Genomic DNA, 17,174 nt, shown 5'->3' with positions numbered 1-17,174 from the left:
CAAGGGAGACGATCGCGATGCGCCTCGACGATTACCGCAGCAGCGACAATGTGCGCGACGATGGCGAGGGCAGCGGCGGCGGCGTCGGGCTGGGCGGTGGTGGCGGCGGCATGTTCGGCCTGCTGCTCAGCCTGGTCGGCTCGCGCTTCGGCCTGGTCGGCGTGCTGCTCGTGGTGGGCGCCGCGATCCTGTTCGGCGGCAATCCGCTCGCGCTGATGGGCGGCGGCCAGCAGGCGCTGCCGGATCGGCCCGCCACGCGCCAAGGCGCGGCGCAGGCCTGCGCGGCGGGCCCGGCGCAGCGTTTCTCCTGCCAGGTGCTCGCCTCGACCGAGGATACATGGGGCAAGCTGTTCGCGGCGCAGGGCCAAAGCTATCGGCCGACGACGCTCGTCTTCTATCGCAACAGCGATTCGTCGGGCTGCGGCGCGGCGCAATCGGCGATGGGGCCCTTCTACTGCCCCACCGACAAGAGCGTGTATCTCGACACCAGCTTCTATGACGAGCTCAAGACCCGCTTCGGCGCGCCGGGCGATTTCGCCCAGGCCTATGTGGTGGCGCACGAAGTGGGCCATCATGTGCAGGATCTGCTCGGCCTGCTGCCGCGCGTGACGGCGCAGCAGCAGCAGCTCGACGCCAAGGCCGCCAATGCGCTGCAGGTGCGGGTGGAGCTGCAGGCGGATTGCTATGCCGGCGTGTGGGCGGCGAACAACCGCGATCGGATCGAGCCGGGCGATGTCGAGGAGGGGCTGCGCGCGGCGCATGCGATCGGCGACGATGTGCTGCAGCAACAGGCGCAGGGCCGGGTGGTGCCGGACAGCTTCACCCATGGCAGCGCGGCGCAGCGCATGGCGTGGCTGAAGAAGGGGCTCGACACCGGCGATCCCGCCCGCTGCGACACCTTCGCCGCCGGGGCCGACGCCTGAGCCTGCTCATCTACGCACTGGCCGCGATCGCGGAGATCGCAGGCTGTTCGGCGATGTGGGCCTGGGCGCGGCAGGGCCGCTCGCCGCTGTGGCTGGTGCCCGGCCTGGCCGCGCTGCTGCTGTTCGCCTGGCTGCTGACGCGCATCGACACGGCGGCGGCGGGGCGCGCCTTCGCCGCCTATGGCGGGATCTACATCATCGTCGCGCTCGCCTGGCTGTGGCTGGCGGACGGCGTGCGGCCGGACCGCTGGGACGGCGCCGGCGCCGCGCTCTGTCTGGCGGGCGCCGCAACAATTCTCCTGGCGCATCGCTGATCCGGCCTGCGGCAACGCGCTTTCTCCACGAGGCGACTAGCTTTTGATCGCGTCCCGTCCCACCTTGGTGTTCCAGACTCTGGCCCAGAAAGGTTCGAATGAGCCGTAAGCCCGTTCCCGCGCAGGCCGGCGACCGCGCCCGCCTCGAGGTGCTGTTCGACAAGCCCCAGCTGCTCGGCCGTTTGTTCGGCGAATATGACCGCAACCTGATCTCGATCGAGAGCCGGCTCGGCGTCTATATATCGGCGCGGGGGAACCGGCTGATCATCGAGGGCCAGGCCGAGGCGACCGCGCGCGCCCGCGATGTCCTGACCGGCCTCTACAACCGCATCGTGCAGGGCCAGGATATCGACAGCGGCGCGGTCGACGCGGTGATCGCCATGTCGGACCAGCCGACGCTCGACGGCATCGTCCGCGCCGATATGAGCCAGCCGCCGGCGGTGATGATCCGCACCCGCAAGAAGACGATCGTTCCCCGCTCCGCCACGCAGATCCGCTATATGGAGGCGCTGGGCCGCGACGATATCGTCTTCGCGCTCGGACCGGCGGGCACGGGCAAGACCTATCTGGCGGTGGCGCAGGCGGTGCAGCAGCTGATCCAGGGCTCGGTGGATCGCCTGATCCTCTCGCGTCCGGCGGTCGAGGCGGGCGAGCGGCTGGGCTTTCTGCCGGGCGACATGAAGGAGAAGGTCGATCCCTATCTCCGGCCGCTCTACGACGCCTTGTACGACATGCTGCCCACCGAGCAGGTCGAGCGGCGCATCACCAGCGGCGAGATCGAGATCGCGCCGATCGCCTTCATGCGCGGCCGCACCCTCTCCGATGCCTTCATCATCCTCGACGAGGCGCAGAATACCACGCCCGCGCAGATGAAGATGTTCCTCACCCGGTTCGGCATGAACAGCCGCATGGTGGTGTGCGGCGATCCCCGCCAGATCGATCTGCCCGATATCGGCAAATCGGGCCTCGCCGATGCCGTGACGCGGCTGGAGGGGGTGAAGGGCATATCGATGGTGCGCTTCGGCGCCGCCGATGTCGTCCGCCACCCGGTGGTGGGCCGCATCGTCGAGGCCTATGAGGGCAAGGATGAATAGGGGGTCGCGCGCATGATCGTGGTGGAAACGGACATGGACGGCTGGGGCGACGCGGAGGATTGGGCGGCGCTGGCGGATCGCGCGGTGCGCGCGGCGATCGGCCATTCGCCCGAGGCGGCGCTGCTCACCCGGCCGATGCGCGTCGAGGTGTCGGTGAAGTTCACGTCCGACGCCGAGGTGCACGCGCTCAACCGGGCGTATCGGGACAAGGACAAGCCTACCAACGTCCTGTCCTTCCCGATGGTGCAGGAAGACCTGCTCGACGTGGTGGACGAGAATAGCGACGATGGCGAATTGCTGCTCGGCGATATCGTGCTCGCTCAGGGCGTGTGCGCCGCCGAGGCCGCCGAAAAGGGCGTCAGCATCGCCGCTCATGCGACGCATCTCGTCGTGCACGGCACCTTCCATCTGCTCGGCTACGACCATATGACCGACGCCGATGCGGAGGAGATGGAGCAGGCGGAGCGCGAGGCGCTCGCGGCCCTGGGCATCGCCGATCCCTATCCGATCGACGAGGGCTGATCGCGCTCGACTCGGCGGGGCCTCCCCCGCTACATGGATCATGCAAACACAAGGGCCTGTTAACCACCGTCATGCCTGACGATTCCAGTAGAAGCCCCGCGCAGAGCGGGGGCCTGTGGTCGGGCTTGCGCCACCTTCTGTTCGGCGAGGATGCCGAACCGACGCTGCGCGACCAGATCTTCGAGGCGATCGAGGAGCATCAGGACGATCCCGCCAACGCCCGCGACCTTTCGCCGGTGGAGCGGATCATGCTCCAGAATCTCCTCGATTTCGGCGATCGCCGGGTGCGGGACGTGGCGGTGCCGCGCGGCGACATCATCGCCATCGAGGAGGGCGCCAGCTTCGAGGCGCTGGTCGCGCTGTTCGCCGAGGCGGGCCATTCGCGGTTGCCCGTCTATCGCGAGACGCTCGACACCGTGACGGGCATGATCCACATCAAGGATGTGTTCGCCATTCTGGCCGGCACCGCGCCGCGCCCGGACTCGATCACGGCGCTGATCCGCCAGCCGCGCTACGTGCCCGATGCGATGGGCGTGCTCGATCTGCTCGCCGAGATGCGCGCGACGCGCACCCATCTCGCCATCGTCGTCGACGAATATTCGGGCACCGACGGGCTGGTGACGATCGAGGATCTGGTCGAGGAGATCGTCGGCGACATCGAGGACGAGCATGACGAGGCGCCCGCGCGGCTGCTGGTGCCGCTCGAGGACGGCCAGTGGGACGCCGACGCCCGCGCCGAGCTGGAGGACGTGGCCGAGCAGATCGACCCGCGCCTCGCCGAGACCGACGAGCCGGTCGACACGCTGGGCGGCCTCGCCGCGCTGATCGCCGAGAGGATTCCCCAGGTGGGCGATGTGCTGGCGCACGAGAGCGGGTGGCGGCTCGAGGTGACCGACGGCGATCAGCGGCGCGTCACGCGGCTGCGCCTCCACCCGCCCCAGGACGAGATGGACGAACTGGAACGCCGCGGCTGACCGCGCGCCGCTTCGCTCCGCGCAATTGATCCTTCCGCCGTCGGCCGCCACTCTTGTTGCGGGACGAGGGGCAGGTTCATGTCACGCGGGTGTAATGAACACGCCCGCCTGGATCGACAAGAACCAGTAAAGACGGGCTGAGCCGGCATGCCCTCTCCCGATCTGCGGGGGTCGAGCGATGAGCGATAGTCCGTTTCCGCGTGGAACAACGCGCAAAACGCCATGGCCCTCCGGCCTCTGTCGCTTCTTTGCTGCGGCCGGGCCCTGGACACAGGCCGCGCCCGACTCGCCGCTCCCCCGTAGCCGCGCCCTGGCCGTGGCGCTGGCCTTCACCCTGGGCGGGCTTGGCGCGCACAAATTCTATCTGCGCCGCGTCGGCTGGGGGCTGGCCTATCTGCTGCTGTGCTGGACTTTGGTGCCGCTTGGCGCGGCGCTGATCGAGGGCATTTTCTATCTGCTGATGGATGACGACCAGTTTCACCACAAATATGGGTGAGGCCCGAGTCGCCAGCGCGCGAGGGGCGGAACCGGTCCGATCCTCGGCCGCTTTCCGGGGGCGGAGGTGAATGATGCGCACGCGAGCCTATGCCCTGTGCCTGGTGCTGCTGCTCGCCGGGTGCGGGCGCAATGCGCGGCTGGATATCACCGCCGGCCAGGGGCCCGCGCCGGCGCTGCCGGACGAGCATGAGGGGCTCCTGCCCACGGTGAAGGTGGCCAGGATCGTCGGCTGGGGCCGCGATGGCGCGCCCACGCCCGCGCCGGGGCTTGCCGTCACCGCCTTCGCGCGCGGCCTCGATCATCCGCGCTGGCTGCTGGTGCTGCCCAATGGCGATGTGCTCGCGGCCGAGAGCAACGCGCCGCCCAAGCCGGACGATTCGCCCGGCCTGCGCGGCTTTTTCCAGAAGCTCTTCATGAAGCGCGCGGGCGGCGCCTCGCCCAGCGCCAATCGCATCACCCTCCTGCGCGACGCGGACGGCGATGGCGTGGCGGAAACACGCCATGTGCTGCTCACCGGGCTCAACAGCCCCTTCGGCATGGCGCTGGGGCCGGACGGCCGGCTCTATGTCGCCGATACCGATGCGATCCGCGCCTTTCCCTATCGGGCCGGCGACACGCGCATCGCCGCGCCGGGGCAGCGCATCGTCGTGTTGCCGGCGGGGCGGATCAACCATCACTGGACCAAGACCATCCTGTTCGCGCCCGACGGCCGCACGCTGTTCGCCACCGTCGGCTCCAATTCCAACATCGCCGAGCGCGGCATGGCGGCGGAGGCCGGGCGTGCGGCGATCTGGGCGATCGACTGGCGCACCGGCCGCCATCGCCTGTTCGCCAGCGGGCTGCGCAACCCCAGTGGCATGGCGTTCGGCCCCGATGGGCGGCTCTGGACCGTGGTGAACGAGCGGGACGAGCTGGGCGGCGATATCGTGCCCGATTATCTCACTTCGGTGCGCGACGGCGGCTTTTATGGCTGGCCCTGGCGCTTCTGGGCCAGCCATGTCGATCGGCGCGTCAAGGCGCCGGCCCCGCCCGAGGCCGCCGGCGCGATCGCGCCCGATTATGCGCTTGGCGCGCACACCGCCTCGCTCGGCCTCGTCGCCGCCGATGGGGCGCGGCTCGGGCCGCGTTTCGCCCATGGCATGATCATCGGCCAGCACGGCTCGTGGAACCGCAACCCGCCATCCGGCTATCGCGTCGTCTTCGTCCGCTTCGACGGCGCCCGGCCCGCCGCCGAGACGCCGGTCGACCTGCTCACCGGCTTCCTGACGCCCGATGGCGAGGCGCGGGGCCGTCCGGTGGGGGTGGCGGTGGATCGCGGGGGCGGCCTGCTGGTGGCCGACGATGCGGGCGGCGCGATCTGGCGCGTGACCGAAAAAGCCGCGCCAGCGCTTGCCGCCCGGTGAACGGCGCCCTCAGCCTCCGTTCAGCAGAAAGGCCCTAGAAGCAGCCACATAGCAACAGTTTCGCAGGAGGTGGCCATGAGTCGTTTCGCCCTTGTCGCCCTCGCCGGCGCCGCCGCCCTCGCCGGATCGGCGCTGGTCGCGAGCCCCGCATCCGCCCGGACCTTCGTGTCCGTCGGGATCGGCACGCCCGGCTATGCCTATCCGGCCTATCCCGCCTATGGCTATTACCCGGCCTATTATGGCGGCTATTACGCGCCGCCGCCGGTGGTGGTCGGCGGCTATTATGGGCGGCCCTATTATCGGCCCCATTATTATTATGGCCGGCCGGGCTGGGGCTATCATGGCTGGCACCATGGCTGGCGCTGAGCGCGACAGCCAGCAGGATCGGAGCCGGGCGGTGGCGACACCGCCCGGTTTTTTTTTATCCAAGCCGCTGCGCTTTCCTCGAGGTGAACAAGCGACTCAGATCAAGTTCAGGGCGTTGGGACCATAACCCCAGTCATCCCGGGGTTTGGGTCAGGAGTGGATCATGCGTATTGCCAAATTGAGCCTCATCGTCGCCGGCGCCGCCGCCAGTCTGATCGGCCTTGCCGCGCCGGCCTCGGCGGAGCGGTGGGATCGCGGCCATCATCATGGCTGGCGGGACGATCATCGCGGCCATCATCGCGGTTATGCGCGCGCCCGCTGGGAGCGTCAGCGCGCCTGGCGGCACCATCGCGACAATCGCTACCACGGCTATTACGGCCATCACCGCTGAGTGAGGCGGGGCCCGGCGCGAGGCCGGGCCCCTTTTTCACGCGGCGGCGGGCAGGCTGAGCCGCACCAGCAGGCCGCCCAGATCCTCGCTCTCCTCCAGCGTGACGGTGCCGCCATAGATTTCGGCGACGTCGCGCACGATGGCGAGGCCGAGCCCGGTGCCGGGCTTGCCCGTATCCAGCCGCGCGCCCCGCTCGAAGATTTTCTCCCGCGCCGCCTCCGGAATGCCGCGGCCGTCATCCTCGATCAGCACATCGACCCAGTCGTCGCGCCGCGCGACCGTGACGAAGATCCGGCCGCCGCCATATTTGGCGGCATTTTCCAGCAAATTGCCGAGCATCTCGTCGAGATCCTGGCGTTCCACGCGGACCACCGCCGCGCGCTCGCCATCCAGATCGATCACCGCTTCGGGGAAGAGCCGGTCGACCGCATGGCTCACCGCCTCGAGCGACGGCCAGACCGGCGCGCGGCTCTGCGCCGAGCCGCGCCGGCCGACGGCGCGGGCGCGCGCGAGATGGTGATCGACATGGCGCCGCATCGCACGCGCCTCGCGGATCACGGTCGCGGGCAGGTCGGGGCTGCCCGCCGTCACCTCGTTCATCATCACCGTCAAAGGCGTTTTGAGCGCATGGGCGAGGTTGCCGGCATGGGTGCGCGCCTCCTCGGCCTGGCGCTCATTGTGCGCGAGCAGATCGTTGAGCTCCTCCACCAGCGGGCGGATCTCCAGCGGCACCTTCACATCCACCCGCGCCGCGCGGCCCGACCGCACCGCCGCCATCGCCAGCCGCACGCGCCGCAGCGGCCACAGGCCATAGATGGTCTGCAGGGCCGACATCAGCATCAGCCCCAAGGCGAGGATCGCGAAGCTGCGGATCATCGTCTTGCGCAGCACCGCGATCTGCGCGTCGAGCGTGCTGCGCGTCGCCGCCACCTGGAAGCGCCAGACGGTGCGCGAGCCGGGCAGGGTGATGTCACGCTCCAGCACGCGCAGCGGCTCGCCCTTGAACTGGTGGCTGTCATAGGCGTGGACATCGGGATAGCTGTGCGTCTGGTCGACGGCGAGCGTCTGGTCCCAGAGCGAGCGCGACGGGAAGGGATCATGGCCCTTGCCCGTGATCTGCCAATAGACGCCGGAATAGGGCTCCAGGAAGCGCTGGTCGGCGAGCGGCCGGTTGAACCGAACCTCGCCATCCGGACCGATCTCGGACTGGACGATCATGGCGCGCAGCACATAATCCAGCGAGGCGTCGAAATTGTTGGTGATCGCGTTGGTCAGCACGCGATCGAGCGCGAAGCCGCCGCCGGCGAGCAGCAGCGCGATCCACAGCCCGGCGATGCCGATCATGCGGCGGGTGAGCGAGCCGGTCGTCTTGGTGCGGGCCTCGTCCGACCATTCCACCCCGCGCGGACGCAGGAAGAAAAGCGTGCGCAGAATGTTGAGCGGCACGCGGAACCAGGGATCGCGCCGCGCCTCGGCGGCGACGAGCCGCTCAGGCGACGGTGTCGGGCTCTTCAAGGCTATAGCCCAGGCCGCGCACGGTGGTGATGATATCGGCGCCGAGCTTCTTGCGGATGCGCGTGACGAAAACCTCGATCGTGTTGGAGTCGCGATCGAAATCCTGATCGTAGATATGCTCGATCAGCTCGGTCCGGCTTACCACCTTGCCCTTGTGGTGCATCAGATAGGAAAGCAGCTTATATTCCTGCGCAGTCAGCTTCACCGGCTCGCCCGCGCGTGTCACCTTGCCCGAGCGGGTATCGAGCCGCACATCGCCGGCGATAAGCTCGGACGAGGCATTGCCCGAGGCGCGCCGGATCAGCGCGCGCAGCCGCGCGATCAGTTCCTCGGTCTGGAAGGGCTTGGCGAGATAATCGTCGGCCCCGGCATCCAGGCCCGCCACCTTGTCGGACCAGCTGTCGCGCGCGGTCAGCACCAGCACGGGCATGTCGCGCCCGTCCTTGCGCCAGCGGTCGAGCACGGTGAGCCCGTCGATCTCGGGCAGGCCGAGGTCGAGAATGACCGCGTCATAGCTTTCGTTGGCGCCGAGATAATGGCCATCCTCGCCATCGGTGGCGAGATCCACCGCATAGCCCGCGCCCTCCAGCGTGGCGCGCAGCTGGCGGCCGAGCGTGGGTTCGTCCTCGACGACGAGAATGCGCATCGCGTTCTTCCTTCCTGTTCGCCCTCATGTGGCGCGGCGGAGATGAACGGGCAAGATACGACAGGGTTGCGGGCGGCGCTGCGCCGGCGAAACGATCAGCGGCGCGGCGCGCGCCCGACCTCGCGGCCGGTGCGGCCATCGACATCGACCCAATCGACCGCGTTGCCGCGCATGAACTTCAGCCGGTAGCGGCCGGCATCGGGATCATAGTCCGAGCCGAGGAAATCATAGCCCGGCATGCTCTGCCGCCACTCGTTCTGGATTTCGCGCAGCGGCCGGCCGCCCGCGCGCACATCCTCGCGCGCGCGGTCCTGATCGAAGGGCCGGCGCGGGCCAGCCTCCACCGGCGCCGCGATCATAAGCCCTATAATCAAAGCGATAGCTGGCTTCATCGTCACTCTGCGTGGCATAGCGTTCCGGCTTTGAACAGGCCGTGAATGGCGCTGTGCGGCGCTTTGCGGGGGCGGTGTGGCGCCGCCGCACTAGCCGGCCCGTGCCGAAAGGCGCGCGCGCGGGGGCTACCCAAAGCGCGGCACATGGCCTAGCTCCGCGCCGTTATGGCCGCGCCTATCCTTGCTTTCGAAGATCTCGGCCTGATCCAAGGATCGGGCTGGCTGTTCCGTCATCTCGACGTGCGCGTCGGCGAACGCGACCGGCTCGCGCTGATCGGGCGCAACGGCGCCGGCAAGACGACGCTGCTCAAGGCGCTGGCCGGGCATATCGAGGCGGACGAGGGGCGCCGCACCATCGTGCCCGGCACGCGGGTGGTGCTGCTCGAGCAGGAGCCCGATCTCACCGGACACGCCACGCTGATCGAGTGGGCGCTGGCCGGCGCGGAGGCGCCGCCGCGCCATGCGGTGGAGGCGATCGCCGACCAGATCGGGCTCGATCTCTCGCGCGAATCGGCCACGGCGAGCGGCGGCGAGCGGCGTCGCGCCGCGATCGCCCGCGCGCTGGCGCAGGAGCCGCAGGTGCTGCTGCTCGACGAGCCCACCAACCATCTCGATCTCGCCGCAATCGACTGGCTGGAAGGCTGGCTCAACCGCTTCGCCGGCGCCTTTGTGGTGATCAGCCACGACCGCACCTTCCTGACGCGGCTTACCCGCCAGACGCTGTGGCTGGACCGGGGTGGGATCCGCCGCGCCGAGATCGGCTATGGCGGCTTCGAGGCCTGGACCGAGCAGGTCTATGCCGAGGAGGAGCGCAACGCGCAGCGGCTCGATGCCAAGCTCAAGCTCGAGGAGCATTGGCTGCAGCGCGGCGTCACCGCGCGCCGCCGCCGCAACCAGGGCCGGCTCGCCAAGCTCGTCGAGATGCGCGCGCAGCGCGCGGCGATGATCGGGCCGCAGGGCGGCGCCAAGCTCGCCATCGCCACCGACGAGGTGCGCTCCAAGACGGTGATCGAGGCCGAGCATGTCGCCAAACGCTATGGCGCGCGCACGGTGATCCGCGATTTCACGCTGCGCATCCAGCGCGGCGACCGGATCGGCATCGTCGGCGCCAATGGCGCGGGCAAGACGACGCTGCTGCGGCTGCTCACGGGCGAGATCGCGCCCGACGAGGGCAAGGTGCGGCTCGCCAAAACGCTGAACGGCATCGTCATCGATCAGCAGCGCAAATTGCTGGCGCCGGGGCGGACCGTCCGCGAGATCCTCGCCGATGGCGGCGACTGGATCGACGTGCTCGGCACCAAGAAGCATGTCGCCGGCTATCTGAAGGAATTCCTCTTCGATCCGGCGGTGGCCGAGGCGCGGGTGGACGCGCTCTCGGGCGGGGAGCGGTCGCGCCTGTTGCTGGCGCGCGAGTTCGCCCGCGCCTCCAACCTGCTGGTGCTCGACGAGCCGACCAACGATCTCGACATGGAGACGCTGGACCTGCTGCAGGAGGTGATCGCCGCTTATGACGGCACGGTGCTGCTCGTCAGCCATGATCGCGATTTCCTGGATCGCACCGTCACGGTGACGCTCGGCCTCGACGGGTCGGGCGCGGTGGATATCGTCGCGGGCGGCTATGACGATTGGGCCAAGCGCCGCGCCGCCCGGCCCGAGGCGCGCAAGGCCGCCGCGCCACGGGGCGAGCAGGCGCCGCCGCCGCCCAAAAAGGCGAAGCTCAGCTACAAGGACCAGCGCGATCTGGATCTGCTCCCGGCCGAGATCGAGGCGTTGGCGGCGGCGATCGCGCGGGATGAGGCGGCGCTCGCGGATCCCGATCTCTTCACCCGCAATCCGAAGAAGTTCGATCAGCTGATGCAGGCGATCGAAGCGGCGCGGACGCGCAAGGAGGCGGCCGAGCTGCGCTGGCTCGAGCTTGCCGAACAGGCCGAGGCGCTCGGCTGAGGGACGCTTGACTCGCCGCCGGCGCGCTTTAAAGCCGTCGGCGGGCCACGCCGTCCCAACGCGGCGCGTGCTCTCTGCGAGGAGAGTTTGCATGACTGATCTGTTGCGTCCCGACGCCACCACTGCGTCCGCTACCCGTCCCGCCGCGCCCAAGCCGGCGCGCCCGCATTTTTCCTCCGGCCCCTGTGCCAAGCCGCCGGGCTGGGAGGCGGGGCAGCTGCCCCATGCCTCGCTCGGCCGCTCGCATCGCTCCAAGCTCGGCAAGAGCCGGCTCGCCCATGCCATCGAGCTGACCCGCAAGATCCTGCAGGTGCCCGACACGCACCGGATCGGGATCGTGCCCGGCTCCGACACCGGCGCCTTCGAAATGGCGATGTGGTCGCTGCTTGGCGCGCGGCCGGTCACCACGCTCGCCTGGGAAAGCTTCGGCGAGGGCTGGGTGACCGACGCGGTCAAGCAGCTCAAGCTCGATCCCACGGTGATCCGGGCGCCCTATGGCGCGCTGCCCGATCTGGCGCAGGTCGATCAGGATCAGGACGTGGTCTTCACCTGGAACGGCACCACTTCCGGCGTGCGCGTGCCCGATGATGCGTGGATCCGCGAGGATCGCCAGGGCCTGCTGCTGTGCGACGCGACCTCGGCCTGCTTCGCCCAGGCGGTGCCGATCGAAAAGCTCGATGTCGTCACCTTCTCCTGGCAGAAGGCGCTCGGCTCGGAGGGCGCGCACGGCGTCATCATCCTCGGCCCGCGCGCGGTCGAGCGGCTCGAAAGCTATACGCCGGCCTGGCCGCTGCCCAAGATCTTCCGCCTCACCGCCAAGGGCAAGCTGTCCGAGGGCATTTTCAAGGGCGAGACGATCAACACGCCGTCCATGCTCGCGGTCGAGGATTATATCTGGTCGCTCGAATGGGCGCTGCAGCTTGGCGGCCTCTCCGCGCTGATCGCGCGCGCCGACGCCAACGCCGCCGCGCTCGACGCGCTCGTCGCGGAGCGGCCCTGGCTCGATCATCTCGTCGCCGATCCGGCGGTGCGGTCCAACACTAGCGTCTGCCTCAAATTCGCGGGCGAGGCGGTGGCCGGGCTCGATGATGCCGCGCTCGCCGCGCTCGAAAAGAAGATGGTGGCGGCGCTGGAGGCGGAAGAGGCCGCCTATGATCTCGGCTCCTACCGCGATGCCCCGGCCGGGCTGCGCATCTGGTGCGGCGCGACGGTGGAGACCGCCGATATCGAGGCGCTCGGCCCCTGGCTCGACTGGGCCTTCGAGCAGGCGCGCGCCGGCTGAGCCCGGTCGCGCGCCGCCCCCCCTTTGCCGATCACCGCGCCGCCGCGCCGCGCCCTGTGGGGCGGGCGGCGGGCGCGACGCAGAATGAGAGAATGATCATGCCCAAGGTGCTGATTTCCGATAAGATGGATCCCAAGGCCGCGCAGATCTTCCGCGAACGCGGGATCGAGGTCGATGAGATTACCGGCAAGACCAAGGACGAGCTGATCGCCATCATCGGCGGCTATGATGGCCTCGCCATCCGCTCGGCCACCAAGGTGACCAAGGAGGTGCTCGCCGCCGCGACCAATCTCAAGGTGGTGGGGCGCGCCGGCATCGGCGTCGACAATGTCGATATCCCGGCCGCCTCGGCCGCCGGCGTCGTGGTGATGAACACGCCCTTCGGCAACTCCATCACCACCGCCGAGCATGCCATCGCGCTGATGTTCGCGCTCGCCCGCCAGCTGCCCGAGGCCGATGCCTCCACCCAGGCCGGCAAGTGGGAGAAGAACCGCTTCATGGGCGTGGAGCTGACCGCCAAGACGCTGGGCCTGATCGGCGCGGGCAATATCGGCTCGATCGTGGCCGATCGCGCGCTGGGCCTGAAGATGAAGGTGATCGCCTATGATCCTTTCCTCACCGCCGAGCGCGCGCTGGAGCTGGGCGTGGAGAAGGTGGAGCTGGACCAGCTGCTCGCCCGCGCCGATTTCATCACGCTGCACACGCCGCTGACCGACCAGACGCGCAACATCCTCAGCCGCGAGGCGCTGGCCAAGGCCAAGAAGGGCGTGCGCATCATCAATTGCGCGCGCGGCGGGCTGGTGGACGAGGTGGCGCTCAAGGAGGGGCTGGACTCCGGCCATATCGGCGGCGCCGCGCTCGACGTGTTCGTCGAGGAGCCGGCCAAGGCCTCGCCGCTGTTCGGCACGCCCAACTTCATCTCCACCCCGCATCTGGGCGCCTCCACCACCGAGGCGCAGGTCAATGTCGCGATCCAGGTCGCCGAGCAGATGGCCGATTTCCTGATCGCGGGGGGCGTCACCAACGCGCTCAACATGCCCAGCCTCTCGGCCGAGGAAGCGCCCAAGCTGAAGCCCTATATGGCGCTGGCGGAGCGGCTCGGCTCGCTGCTGGGCCAGCTGGCGGGCGACGCGATCCGCGGCGTGGCGATCGAGGTGGAAGGCGCCGCCGCCGAGCTCAACCAGAAGCCGATCACCGGCGCGGTGCTGGCCGGGCTGATGCGCGTCTATTCCGATACGGTGAACATGGTGAACGCGCCGACGCTGGCGCGCGAGCGCGGGCTCGACGTGCGCGAGGTGCGCCATGACCGCGAAGGCGATTACCACACTTTGGTGCGCGTGAGCGCCGAGACGGCCGAGGGGCCGCGCAGCGTCGCCGGCACGCTGTTCGGCAACGGCGCGCCGCGGCTGGTCGAGATTTTCGGCATCAAGGTGGAAGCCGATCTCGCCGGTCCGATGCTCTATATCGTCAACGAGGACGCGCCCGGCTTTATCGGGCGGCTCGGCACCACGCTGGGCCAGGCCGGGGTGAATATCGGCACCTTCCATCTCGGCCGCCGCGCCGCCGGGGGCGAGGCGGTGCTGCTGCTCTCGGTGGATACGGCGGTGGACGAGGCGCTGCTCGCCGATCTGCGCGCGCTTCCGGGCGTGCGCACCGTGCACGCGCTCCGCTTCGGCTGAGCGGGCGGGTCGGCCGCCCCGCACCCAAGCGGGTTCGGGGCGGTCGCCGCACGGCGCCACTGGCGTCCCGAGGATTAGCCGCTAAGACGCCACGGTCATGACAAATCCCGCCCTTTTGCCGGAAGGCCTGCGCGACCGCCTGCCGCCCGAGGCCGAGGCCCTTGGCCGTGTCCGCGGCGCCGTGCTGTGGGCGGCGGAGATGAACGGCTATGCCCGGGTCGAGCCGCCGCTCGCCGAGTTCGAGACGACCATCGCGCGCGGCCTGAAATCCTCGCGGCCGACCGATCTGCTGCGGATGATGGATCCGATCTCGCAGCGCACGCTGGCGCTGCGGCCGGATATCACCGCCCAGGTCGGGCGCATCGCCGCCACCCGGCTGGCGCATGCGCCGCGTCCGCTGCGCCTCTGCTATGCCGGCCAGGTGCTCAAGGTGCGCGGCACGCAGCTGCGGCCCGAGCGGGAAATGTGCCAGGCCGGATGCGAGCTGGTGGGCAGCGACAGCGTCGCGGCCGCGATCGAGGCGATCCGCGTCGCGCTCGATGCGCTCACTCTGGCGGGCGCGGGCGGCTTCACGGTCGATATCACGCTGCCCGATCTGGTGCCGACGCTCGCGGCCGGGCCCTTGCCGCTCCCGGCCGAGCGGCTGGACGCGGTGATCGCCGAGCTGGACGGCAAGGATGCCGGCGCGCTCGCCGCGCTGGGCGCCGAGGCCTATCTCCCGCTGATCGAGGCGGCCGGCCCGGTGGACGCGGCGCTGGCGCGGCTGGCAGGGCTCGATCGCGGCGCGGTGCTCGCCTCGCGGCTGGCCGGCGTGCGCGCGATCGTCGCCGCCATCGGCGATCGCGCCCGCATCACGCTGGATCCGACCGAGCGGCACGGCTTCGAATATCAGAGCTGGATCGGCTTCTCGCTGTTCGTGGAGGGCGCGCGCGGCGAGATCGGGCGCGGCGGCAGCTACACGATCCTGCATCCCGATGGGCATGAGGAGCCGGCGACCGGCTTCTCCCTCTATCTCGATCCGCTGGTGGCCGCCGGCCTCGCCCCGTCCGCCCGGCCCAAGGTGTTCCTTGCCGAGGGCTATGACGCGGCGGCGGCGGACAGGCTGCACGGCCAGGGCTATGCGACGGTGGCGGCGCTCTCCGCCCAGGACGATGCGGCGCGGCTCGGCTGCGCCTTCATTTGGGCGAATGGCGCCCTTTCTCCCGTAACGGAAGGCAGATAATGGCCAATGTCACCGTAGTCGGCGCCCAGTGGGGCGACGAGGGCAAGGGCAAGATCGTCGATTGGCTCGCCGAGCGCGCCGAGGTGGTGGTGCGCTTCCAGGGCGGCCATAATGCCGGCCACACGCTGGTGGTGGGCGAGAGCGTGTACAAGCTCAGCCTGCTGCCCTCGGGCATCGTGCGCGGCACCCTGTCGGTGATCGGCAATGGCGTGGTGCTCGATCCGTGGCATCTGCGCGACGAGATCGCCAAGCTCACCGCGCAGGGTGTCACCATCACGCCCGATACGCTGCGCATCGCCGAGACCTGTCCGCTAATCCTGCCCTTCCACCGCGATCTCGACGGTCTGCGCGAGGATGCGAGCGGCGCCGGCAAGATCGGCACGACCCGGCGCGGCATCGGGCCGGCCTATGAGGACAAGGTGGGCCGGCGCGCGATCCGCGTGTGCGATCTCGCCCATCTCGACAGCCTCGAGCCGCAGATCGCGCGGCTTACCGCCCATCATGACGCGCTGCGCGCCGGTTTCGGCGAGCCGCCGATCGATCGCGCGCGGCTGCTGGCCGATCTGCGCGAGATCGCGCCCTTGGTGCTGCCCTTCGCCGCGCCCGTCTGGCGCACGCTCGACGACGCCAAGCGCCAGGGCCGCCGCATCCTGTTCGAGGGCGCGCAGGGCGTGCTGCTGGACGTGGACCACGGCACCTATCCGTTCGTCACCTCGTCCAACACCATCGCCGGCACGGCGGCGGGCGGATCGGGGCTGGGGCCGGCGGCGGCGGGCTATGTGCTCGGCATCGTCAAGGCCTATACCACGCGGGTCGGCTCCGGGCCCTTTCCGACCGAGCAGGACAATGCGATCGGCGAGCGGCTGGGCACGCGCGGCCACGAGTTCGGCACCGTCACCGGCCGCAAGCGGCGCTGCGGCTGGTTCGACGCGGTGCTGGTGCGGCAGGCGGCGGCGGTCTCGGGCATCACCGGCATCGCGCTGACCAAGCTCGACGTGCTCGACGGGCTGGACGAGATCCTCATCTGCACCGGCTATCGGCTCGGCGGCACGGTGGTGGATTATCTGCCGCCCCATGCCAGCGACCAGATGGCGGCCGAGCCGATCTACGAGCGCGTGCCGGGCTGGAGCGAATCGACCCAGGGCGCGCGCAGCTGGGCGGATCTGCCCGCCGCCGCGATCAAATATATCCGCCGCGTCGAGGAGCTGATCCGCTGCCCGGTGGCGCTGGTCTCCACCAGCCCGGAGCGCGAGGACACGATCCTGGTGCGCGATCCCTTCGCCGACTGAGCCGCCCCCGCCCGGGCGGGGCCGCGCGGCGGCCGCCCGGGCAGGCGCCCATGAAAAAGGCCGCCCGCAAGCGCTGCGGGCGGCCTTTTCTGTGCGCCGAAGCAGGCGGCGGCGGGCTTAGCCCTCCGCCGGCTCCTCGCGCTCGGCGTCGGCGGTGGCGCCCGGCTCGGCGTTGGGATCATAGTCCTCGGTGAAGCCGGCTTCGTCACGCTCGAACATCTCGGCCATGACATCCACGCCCTGGGCCTGGAGATCGGCTTCCTCGGGCGAGCGGGCGACGTTGACCTTGATCATCGTCGACACTTCGGGGTGCAGCACGACGCGCACCTCGTGCAGGCCGATCGACTTGATCGCGCGGTCGAGCACGATCTGCGACTTGCTGACATGGGCGCCGTCGGCGGCCAGCAGCTCGGCGAGATCGCGGGCCGACACCGAACCATAAAGCTGGCCGGTGTTGGAGGCCTGGCGGATGAGCGTCACGGTCTTGCCGTCGATCTCCTTCGCCTCGGTCTCGGCGGTGGCGCGCTTCTTGGCGTTGTCGGCCTCGATCACGGCGCGATTGGCCTCGAACACCTTGCGGTTGGCTTCGTTGGCACGCAGCGCCTTGTTGTTCGGCAGCAGGAAGTTACGGGCATAGCCGTTCTTCACCGTGACGACATCGCCGATGCCGCCGAGCTTCTCGACGCGCTCCAGCAGGATCACTTCCATCGGGGCGTCTCC

At 69.7% G+C, this 17,174-nt stretch carries 18 protein-coding genes; 14 read left to right on the top strand and 4 right to left on the bottom strand.

What is annotated here, in order from left to right:
• Positions 1-17 precede the first annotated feature (17 nt).
• From ypfJ to LHA26_RS05985, 9 genes are all read left to right on the top strand, one after another.
• The gene (ypfJ, locus tag LHA26_RS06025; RefSeq protein WP_252167824.1) at positions 18-923 is read left to right on the top strand and encodes a KPN_02809 family neutral zinc metallopeptidase; all 906 of its coding nucleotides are present in this window, start codon (positions 18-20) and stop codon (positions 921-923) included.
• Positions 920-1,237 (top strand): YnfA family protein, encoded by a 318-nt coding sequence (locus LHA26_RS06020; RefSeq protein WP_302898069.1) that lies wholly within the window; start codon positions 920-922, stop codon positions 1,235-1,237. Before ypfJ ends, LHA26_RS06020 begins: the two co-directional genes overlap by 4 nt.
• Positions 1,238-1,335: 98 nt before the next feature.
• Positions 1,336-2,331, top strand: a complete 996-nt coding sequence (locus LHA26_RS06015; RefSeq protein ID WP_252167822.1) for a PhoH family protein — start codon at positions 1,336-1,338, stop codon at positions 2,329-2,331.
• Between the two features lie 12 nt (positions 2,332-2,343).
• Positions 2,344-2,853, top strand: a complete 510-nt coding sequence (gene ybeY, locus LHA26_RS06010; RefSeq protein ID WP_252167821.1) for an rRNA maturation RNase YbeY — start codon at positions 2,344-2,346, stop codon at positions 2,851-2,853.
• A gap of 71 nt (positions 2,854-2,924) precedes the next feature.
• Complete coding sequence (locus tag LHA26_RS06005) at positions 2,925-3,827, top strand: hemolysin family protein (RefSeq protein WP_252167820.1); 903 nt, start codon at positions 2,925-2,927, stop codon at positions 3,825-3,827.
• A gap of 178 nt (positions 3,828-4,005) precedes the next feature.
• The gene (locus LHA26_RS20035) at positions 4,006-4,323 is read left to right on the top strand and encodes a TM2 domain-containing protein (protein WP_302898044.1); all 318 of its coding nucleotides are present in this window, start codon (positions 4,006-4,008) and stop codon (positions 4,321-4,323) included.
• Positions 4,324-4,396: 73 nt separating this feature from the next.
• On the top strand, positions 4,397-5,728 hold the full coding sequence (locus LHA26_RS05995; protein ID WP_252168303.1) for a PQQ-dependent sugar dehydrogenase: 1,332 nt from the start codon (positions 4,397-4,399) through the stop codon (positions 5,726-5,728).
• Between the two features lie 75 nt (positions 5,729-5,803).
• Positions 5,804-6,094: a hypothetical protein gene (locus LHA26_RS05990; protein ID WP_252167818.1), complete on the top strand. Its 291-nt coding sequence runs from the start codon at positions 5,804-5,806 to the stop codon at positions 6,092-6,094.
• A gap of 163 nt (positions 6,095-6,257) precedes the next feature.
• The gene (locus tag LHA26_RS05985) at positions 6,258-6,485 is read left to right on the top strand and encodes a hypothetical protein (RefSeq protein ID WP_252167817.1); all 228 of its coding nucleotides are present in this window, start codon (positions 6,258-6,260) and stop codon (positions 6,483-6,485) included.
• A gap of 36 nt (positions 6,486-6,521) precedes the next feature.
• On the opposite strand, the gene LHA26_RS05980 is transcribed toward LHA26_RS05985, so the two are convergent.
• From LHA26_RS05980 to LHA26_RS05970, 3 genes are all read right to left on the bottom strand, one after another.
• Positions 6,522-7,829, bottom strand: coding sequence for a sensor histidine kinase (locus LHA26_RS05980; protein WP_252168302.1), 1,308 nt, complete (start codon positions 7,827-7,829; stop codon positions 6,522-6,524).
• Positions 7,830-7,974: 145 nt separating this feature from the next.
• Entirely contained in the window at positions 7,975-8,646 is a 672-nt protein-coding gene (locus LHA26_RS05975; protein ID WP_252167816.1) for a response regulator transcription factor, read from the bottom strand.
• Between the two features lie 95 nt (positions 8,647-8,741).
• Positions 8,742-9,005, bottom strand: a complete 264-nt coding sequence (locus LHA26_RS05970; RefSeq protein ID WP_252167815.1) for a hypothetical protein — start codon at positions 9,003-9,005, stop codon at positions 8,742-8,744.
• Positions 9,006-9,203: 198 nt separating this feature from the next.
• Here LHA26_RS05970 and LHA26_RS05965 point away from each other — a divergent pair, with 198 nt between their 5' ends.
• The 5 genes from LHA26_RS05965 to LHA26_RS05945 all read left to right on the top strand — a co-directional run bounded on the left by LHA26_RS05965 (position 9,204) and on the right by LHA26_RS05945 (position 16,454).
• Positions 9,204-10,982, top strand: coding sequence for an ABC-F family ATP-binding cassette domain-containing protein (locus tag LHA26_RS05965; RefSeq protein ID WP_252167814.1), 1,779 nt, complete (start codon positions 9,204-9,206; stop codon positions 10,980-10,982).
• Between the two features lie 91 nt (positions 10,983-11,073).
• On the top strand, positions 11,074-12,264 hold the full coding sequence (locus LHA26_RS05960) for a phosphoserine transaminase (RefSeq protein WP_252167813.1): 1,191 nt from the start codon (positions 11,074-11,076) through the stop codon (positions 12,262-12,264).
• A 98-nt stretch (positions 12,265-12,362) separates the two neighbouring features.
• Positions 12,363-13,943 (top strand): phosphoglycerate dehydrogenase, encoded by a 1,581-nt coding sequence (serA, locus tag LHA26_RS05955; RefSeq protein WP_252168301.1) that lies wholly within the window; start codon positions 12,363-12,365, stop codon positions 13,941-13,943.
• Between the two features lie 97 nt (positions 13,944-14,040).
• Positions 14,041-15,165, top strand: a complete 1,125-nt coding sequence (locus LHA26_RS05950) for an ATP phosphoribosyltransferase regulatory subunit (RefSeq protein ID WP_252167812.1) — start codon at positions 14,041-14,043, stop codon at positions 15,163-15,165.
• Complete coding sequence (locus tag LHA26_RS05945) at positions 15,165-16,454, top strand: adenylosuccinate synthase (protein ID WP_252167811.1); 1,290 nt, start codon at positions 15,165-15,167, stop codon at positions 16,452-16,454. The genes LHA26_RS05950 and LHA26_RS05945 overlap by 1 nt, the downstream gene beginning before the upstream one ends.
• 117 nt (positions 16,455-16,571) lie before the next feature.
• On the opposite strand, the gene rplI is transcribed toward LHA26_RS05945, so the two are convergent.
• Entirely contained in the window at positions 16,572-17,162 is a 591-nt protein-coding gene (rplI, locus tag LHA26_RS05940; protein WP_252167810.1) for a 50S ribosomal protein L9, read from the bottom strand.
• Positions 17,163-17,174: the final 12 nt, after the last annotated feature.

It is taken from the genome of Sphingomonas morindae (assembly GCF_023822065.1).
Lineage (GTDB): Bacteria > Pseudomonadota > Alphaproteobacteria > Sphingomonadales > Sphingomonadaceae > Solisphingomonas > Solisphingomonas morindae.
Note: the sequence above shows the minus strand (reverse complement) of the source record. Positions and strands in the feature narration are given on the sequence as shown.

What these genes read in the sequence shown, in the direction of transcription:
- ypfJ (WP_252167824.1), top strand. Translation starts at nt 18, where the DNA reads ATGCGCCTCGACGATTACCGCAGCAGCGACAATGTGCGCGACGATGGC.
- LHA26_RS06015 (WP_252167822.1), top strand. Translation starts at nt 1,336, where the DNA reads ATGAGCCGTAAGCCCGTTCCCGCGCAGGCCGGCGACCGCGCCCGCCTC.
- ybeY (WP_252167821.1), top strand. Translation starts at nt 2,344, where the DNA reads ATGATCGTGGTGGAAACGGACATGGACGGCTGGGGCGACGCGGAGGAT.
- LHA26_RS06005 (WP_252167820.1), top strand. Translation starts at nt 2,925, where the DNA reads ATGCCTGACGATTCCAGTAGAAGCCCCGCGCAGAGCGGGGGCCTGTGG.
- LHA26_RS20035 (WP_302898044.1), top strand. Translation starts at nt 4,006, where the DNA reads ATGAGCGATAGTCCGTTTCCGCGTGGAACAACGCGCAAAACGCCATGG.
- LHA26_RS05995 (WP_252168303.1), top strand. Translation starts at nt 4,397, where the DNA reads ATGCGCACGCGAGCCTATGCCCTGTGCCTGGTGCTGCTGCTCGCCGGG.
- LHA26_RS05990 (WP_252167818.1), top strand. Translation starts at nt 5,804, where the DNA reads ATGAGTCGTTTCGCCCTTGTCGCCCTCGCCGGCGCCGCCGCCCTCGCC.
- LHA26_RS05985 (WP_252167817.1), top strand. Translation starts at nt 6,258, where the DNA reads ATGCGTATTGCCAAATTGAGCCTCATCGTCGCCGGCGCCGCCGCCAGT.
- LHA26_RS05980 (WP_252168302.1), bottom strand. Translation starts at nt 7,829, where the DNA reads ATGATCGGCATCGCCGGGCTGTGGATCGCGCTGCTGCTCGCCGGCGGC.
- LHA26_RS05975 (WP_252167816.1), bottom strand. Translation starts at nt 8,646, where the DNA reads ATGCGCATTCTCGTCGTCGAGGACGAACCCACGCTCGGCCGCCAGCTG.
- LHA26_RS05970 (WP_252167815.1), bottom strand. Translation starts at nt 9,005, where the DNA reads ATGATCGCGGCGCCGGTGGAGGCTGGCCCGCGCCGGCCCTTCGATCAG.
- LHA26_RS05965 (WP_252167814.1), top strand. Translation starts at nt 9,204, where the DNA reads ATGGCCGCGCCTATCCTTGCTTTCGAAGATCTCGGCCTGATCCAAGGA.
- LHA26_RS05960 (WP_252167813.1), top strand. Translation starts at nt 11,074, where the DNA reads ATGACTGATCTGTTGCGTCCCGACGCCACCACTGCGTCCGCTACCCGT.
- serA (WP_252168301.1), top strand. Translation starts at nt 12,363, where the DNA reads ATGCCCAAGGTGCTGATTTCCGATAAGATGGATCCCAAGGCCGCGCAG.
- LHA26_RS05950 (WP_252167812.1), top strand. Translation starts at nt 14,041, where the DNA reads ATGACAAATCCCGCCCTTTTGCCGGAAGGCCTGCGCGACCGCCTGCCG.
- LHA26_RS05945 (WP_252167811.1), top strand. Translation starts at nt 15,165, where the DNA reads ATGGCCAATGTCACCGTAGTCGGCGCCCAGTGGGGCGACGAGGGCAAG.
- rplI (WP_252167810.1), bottom strand. Translation starts at nt 17,162, where the DNA reads ATGGAAGTGATCCTGCTGGAGCGCGTCGAGAAGCTCGGCGGCATCGGC.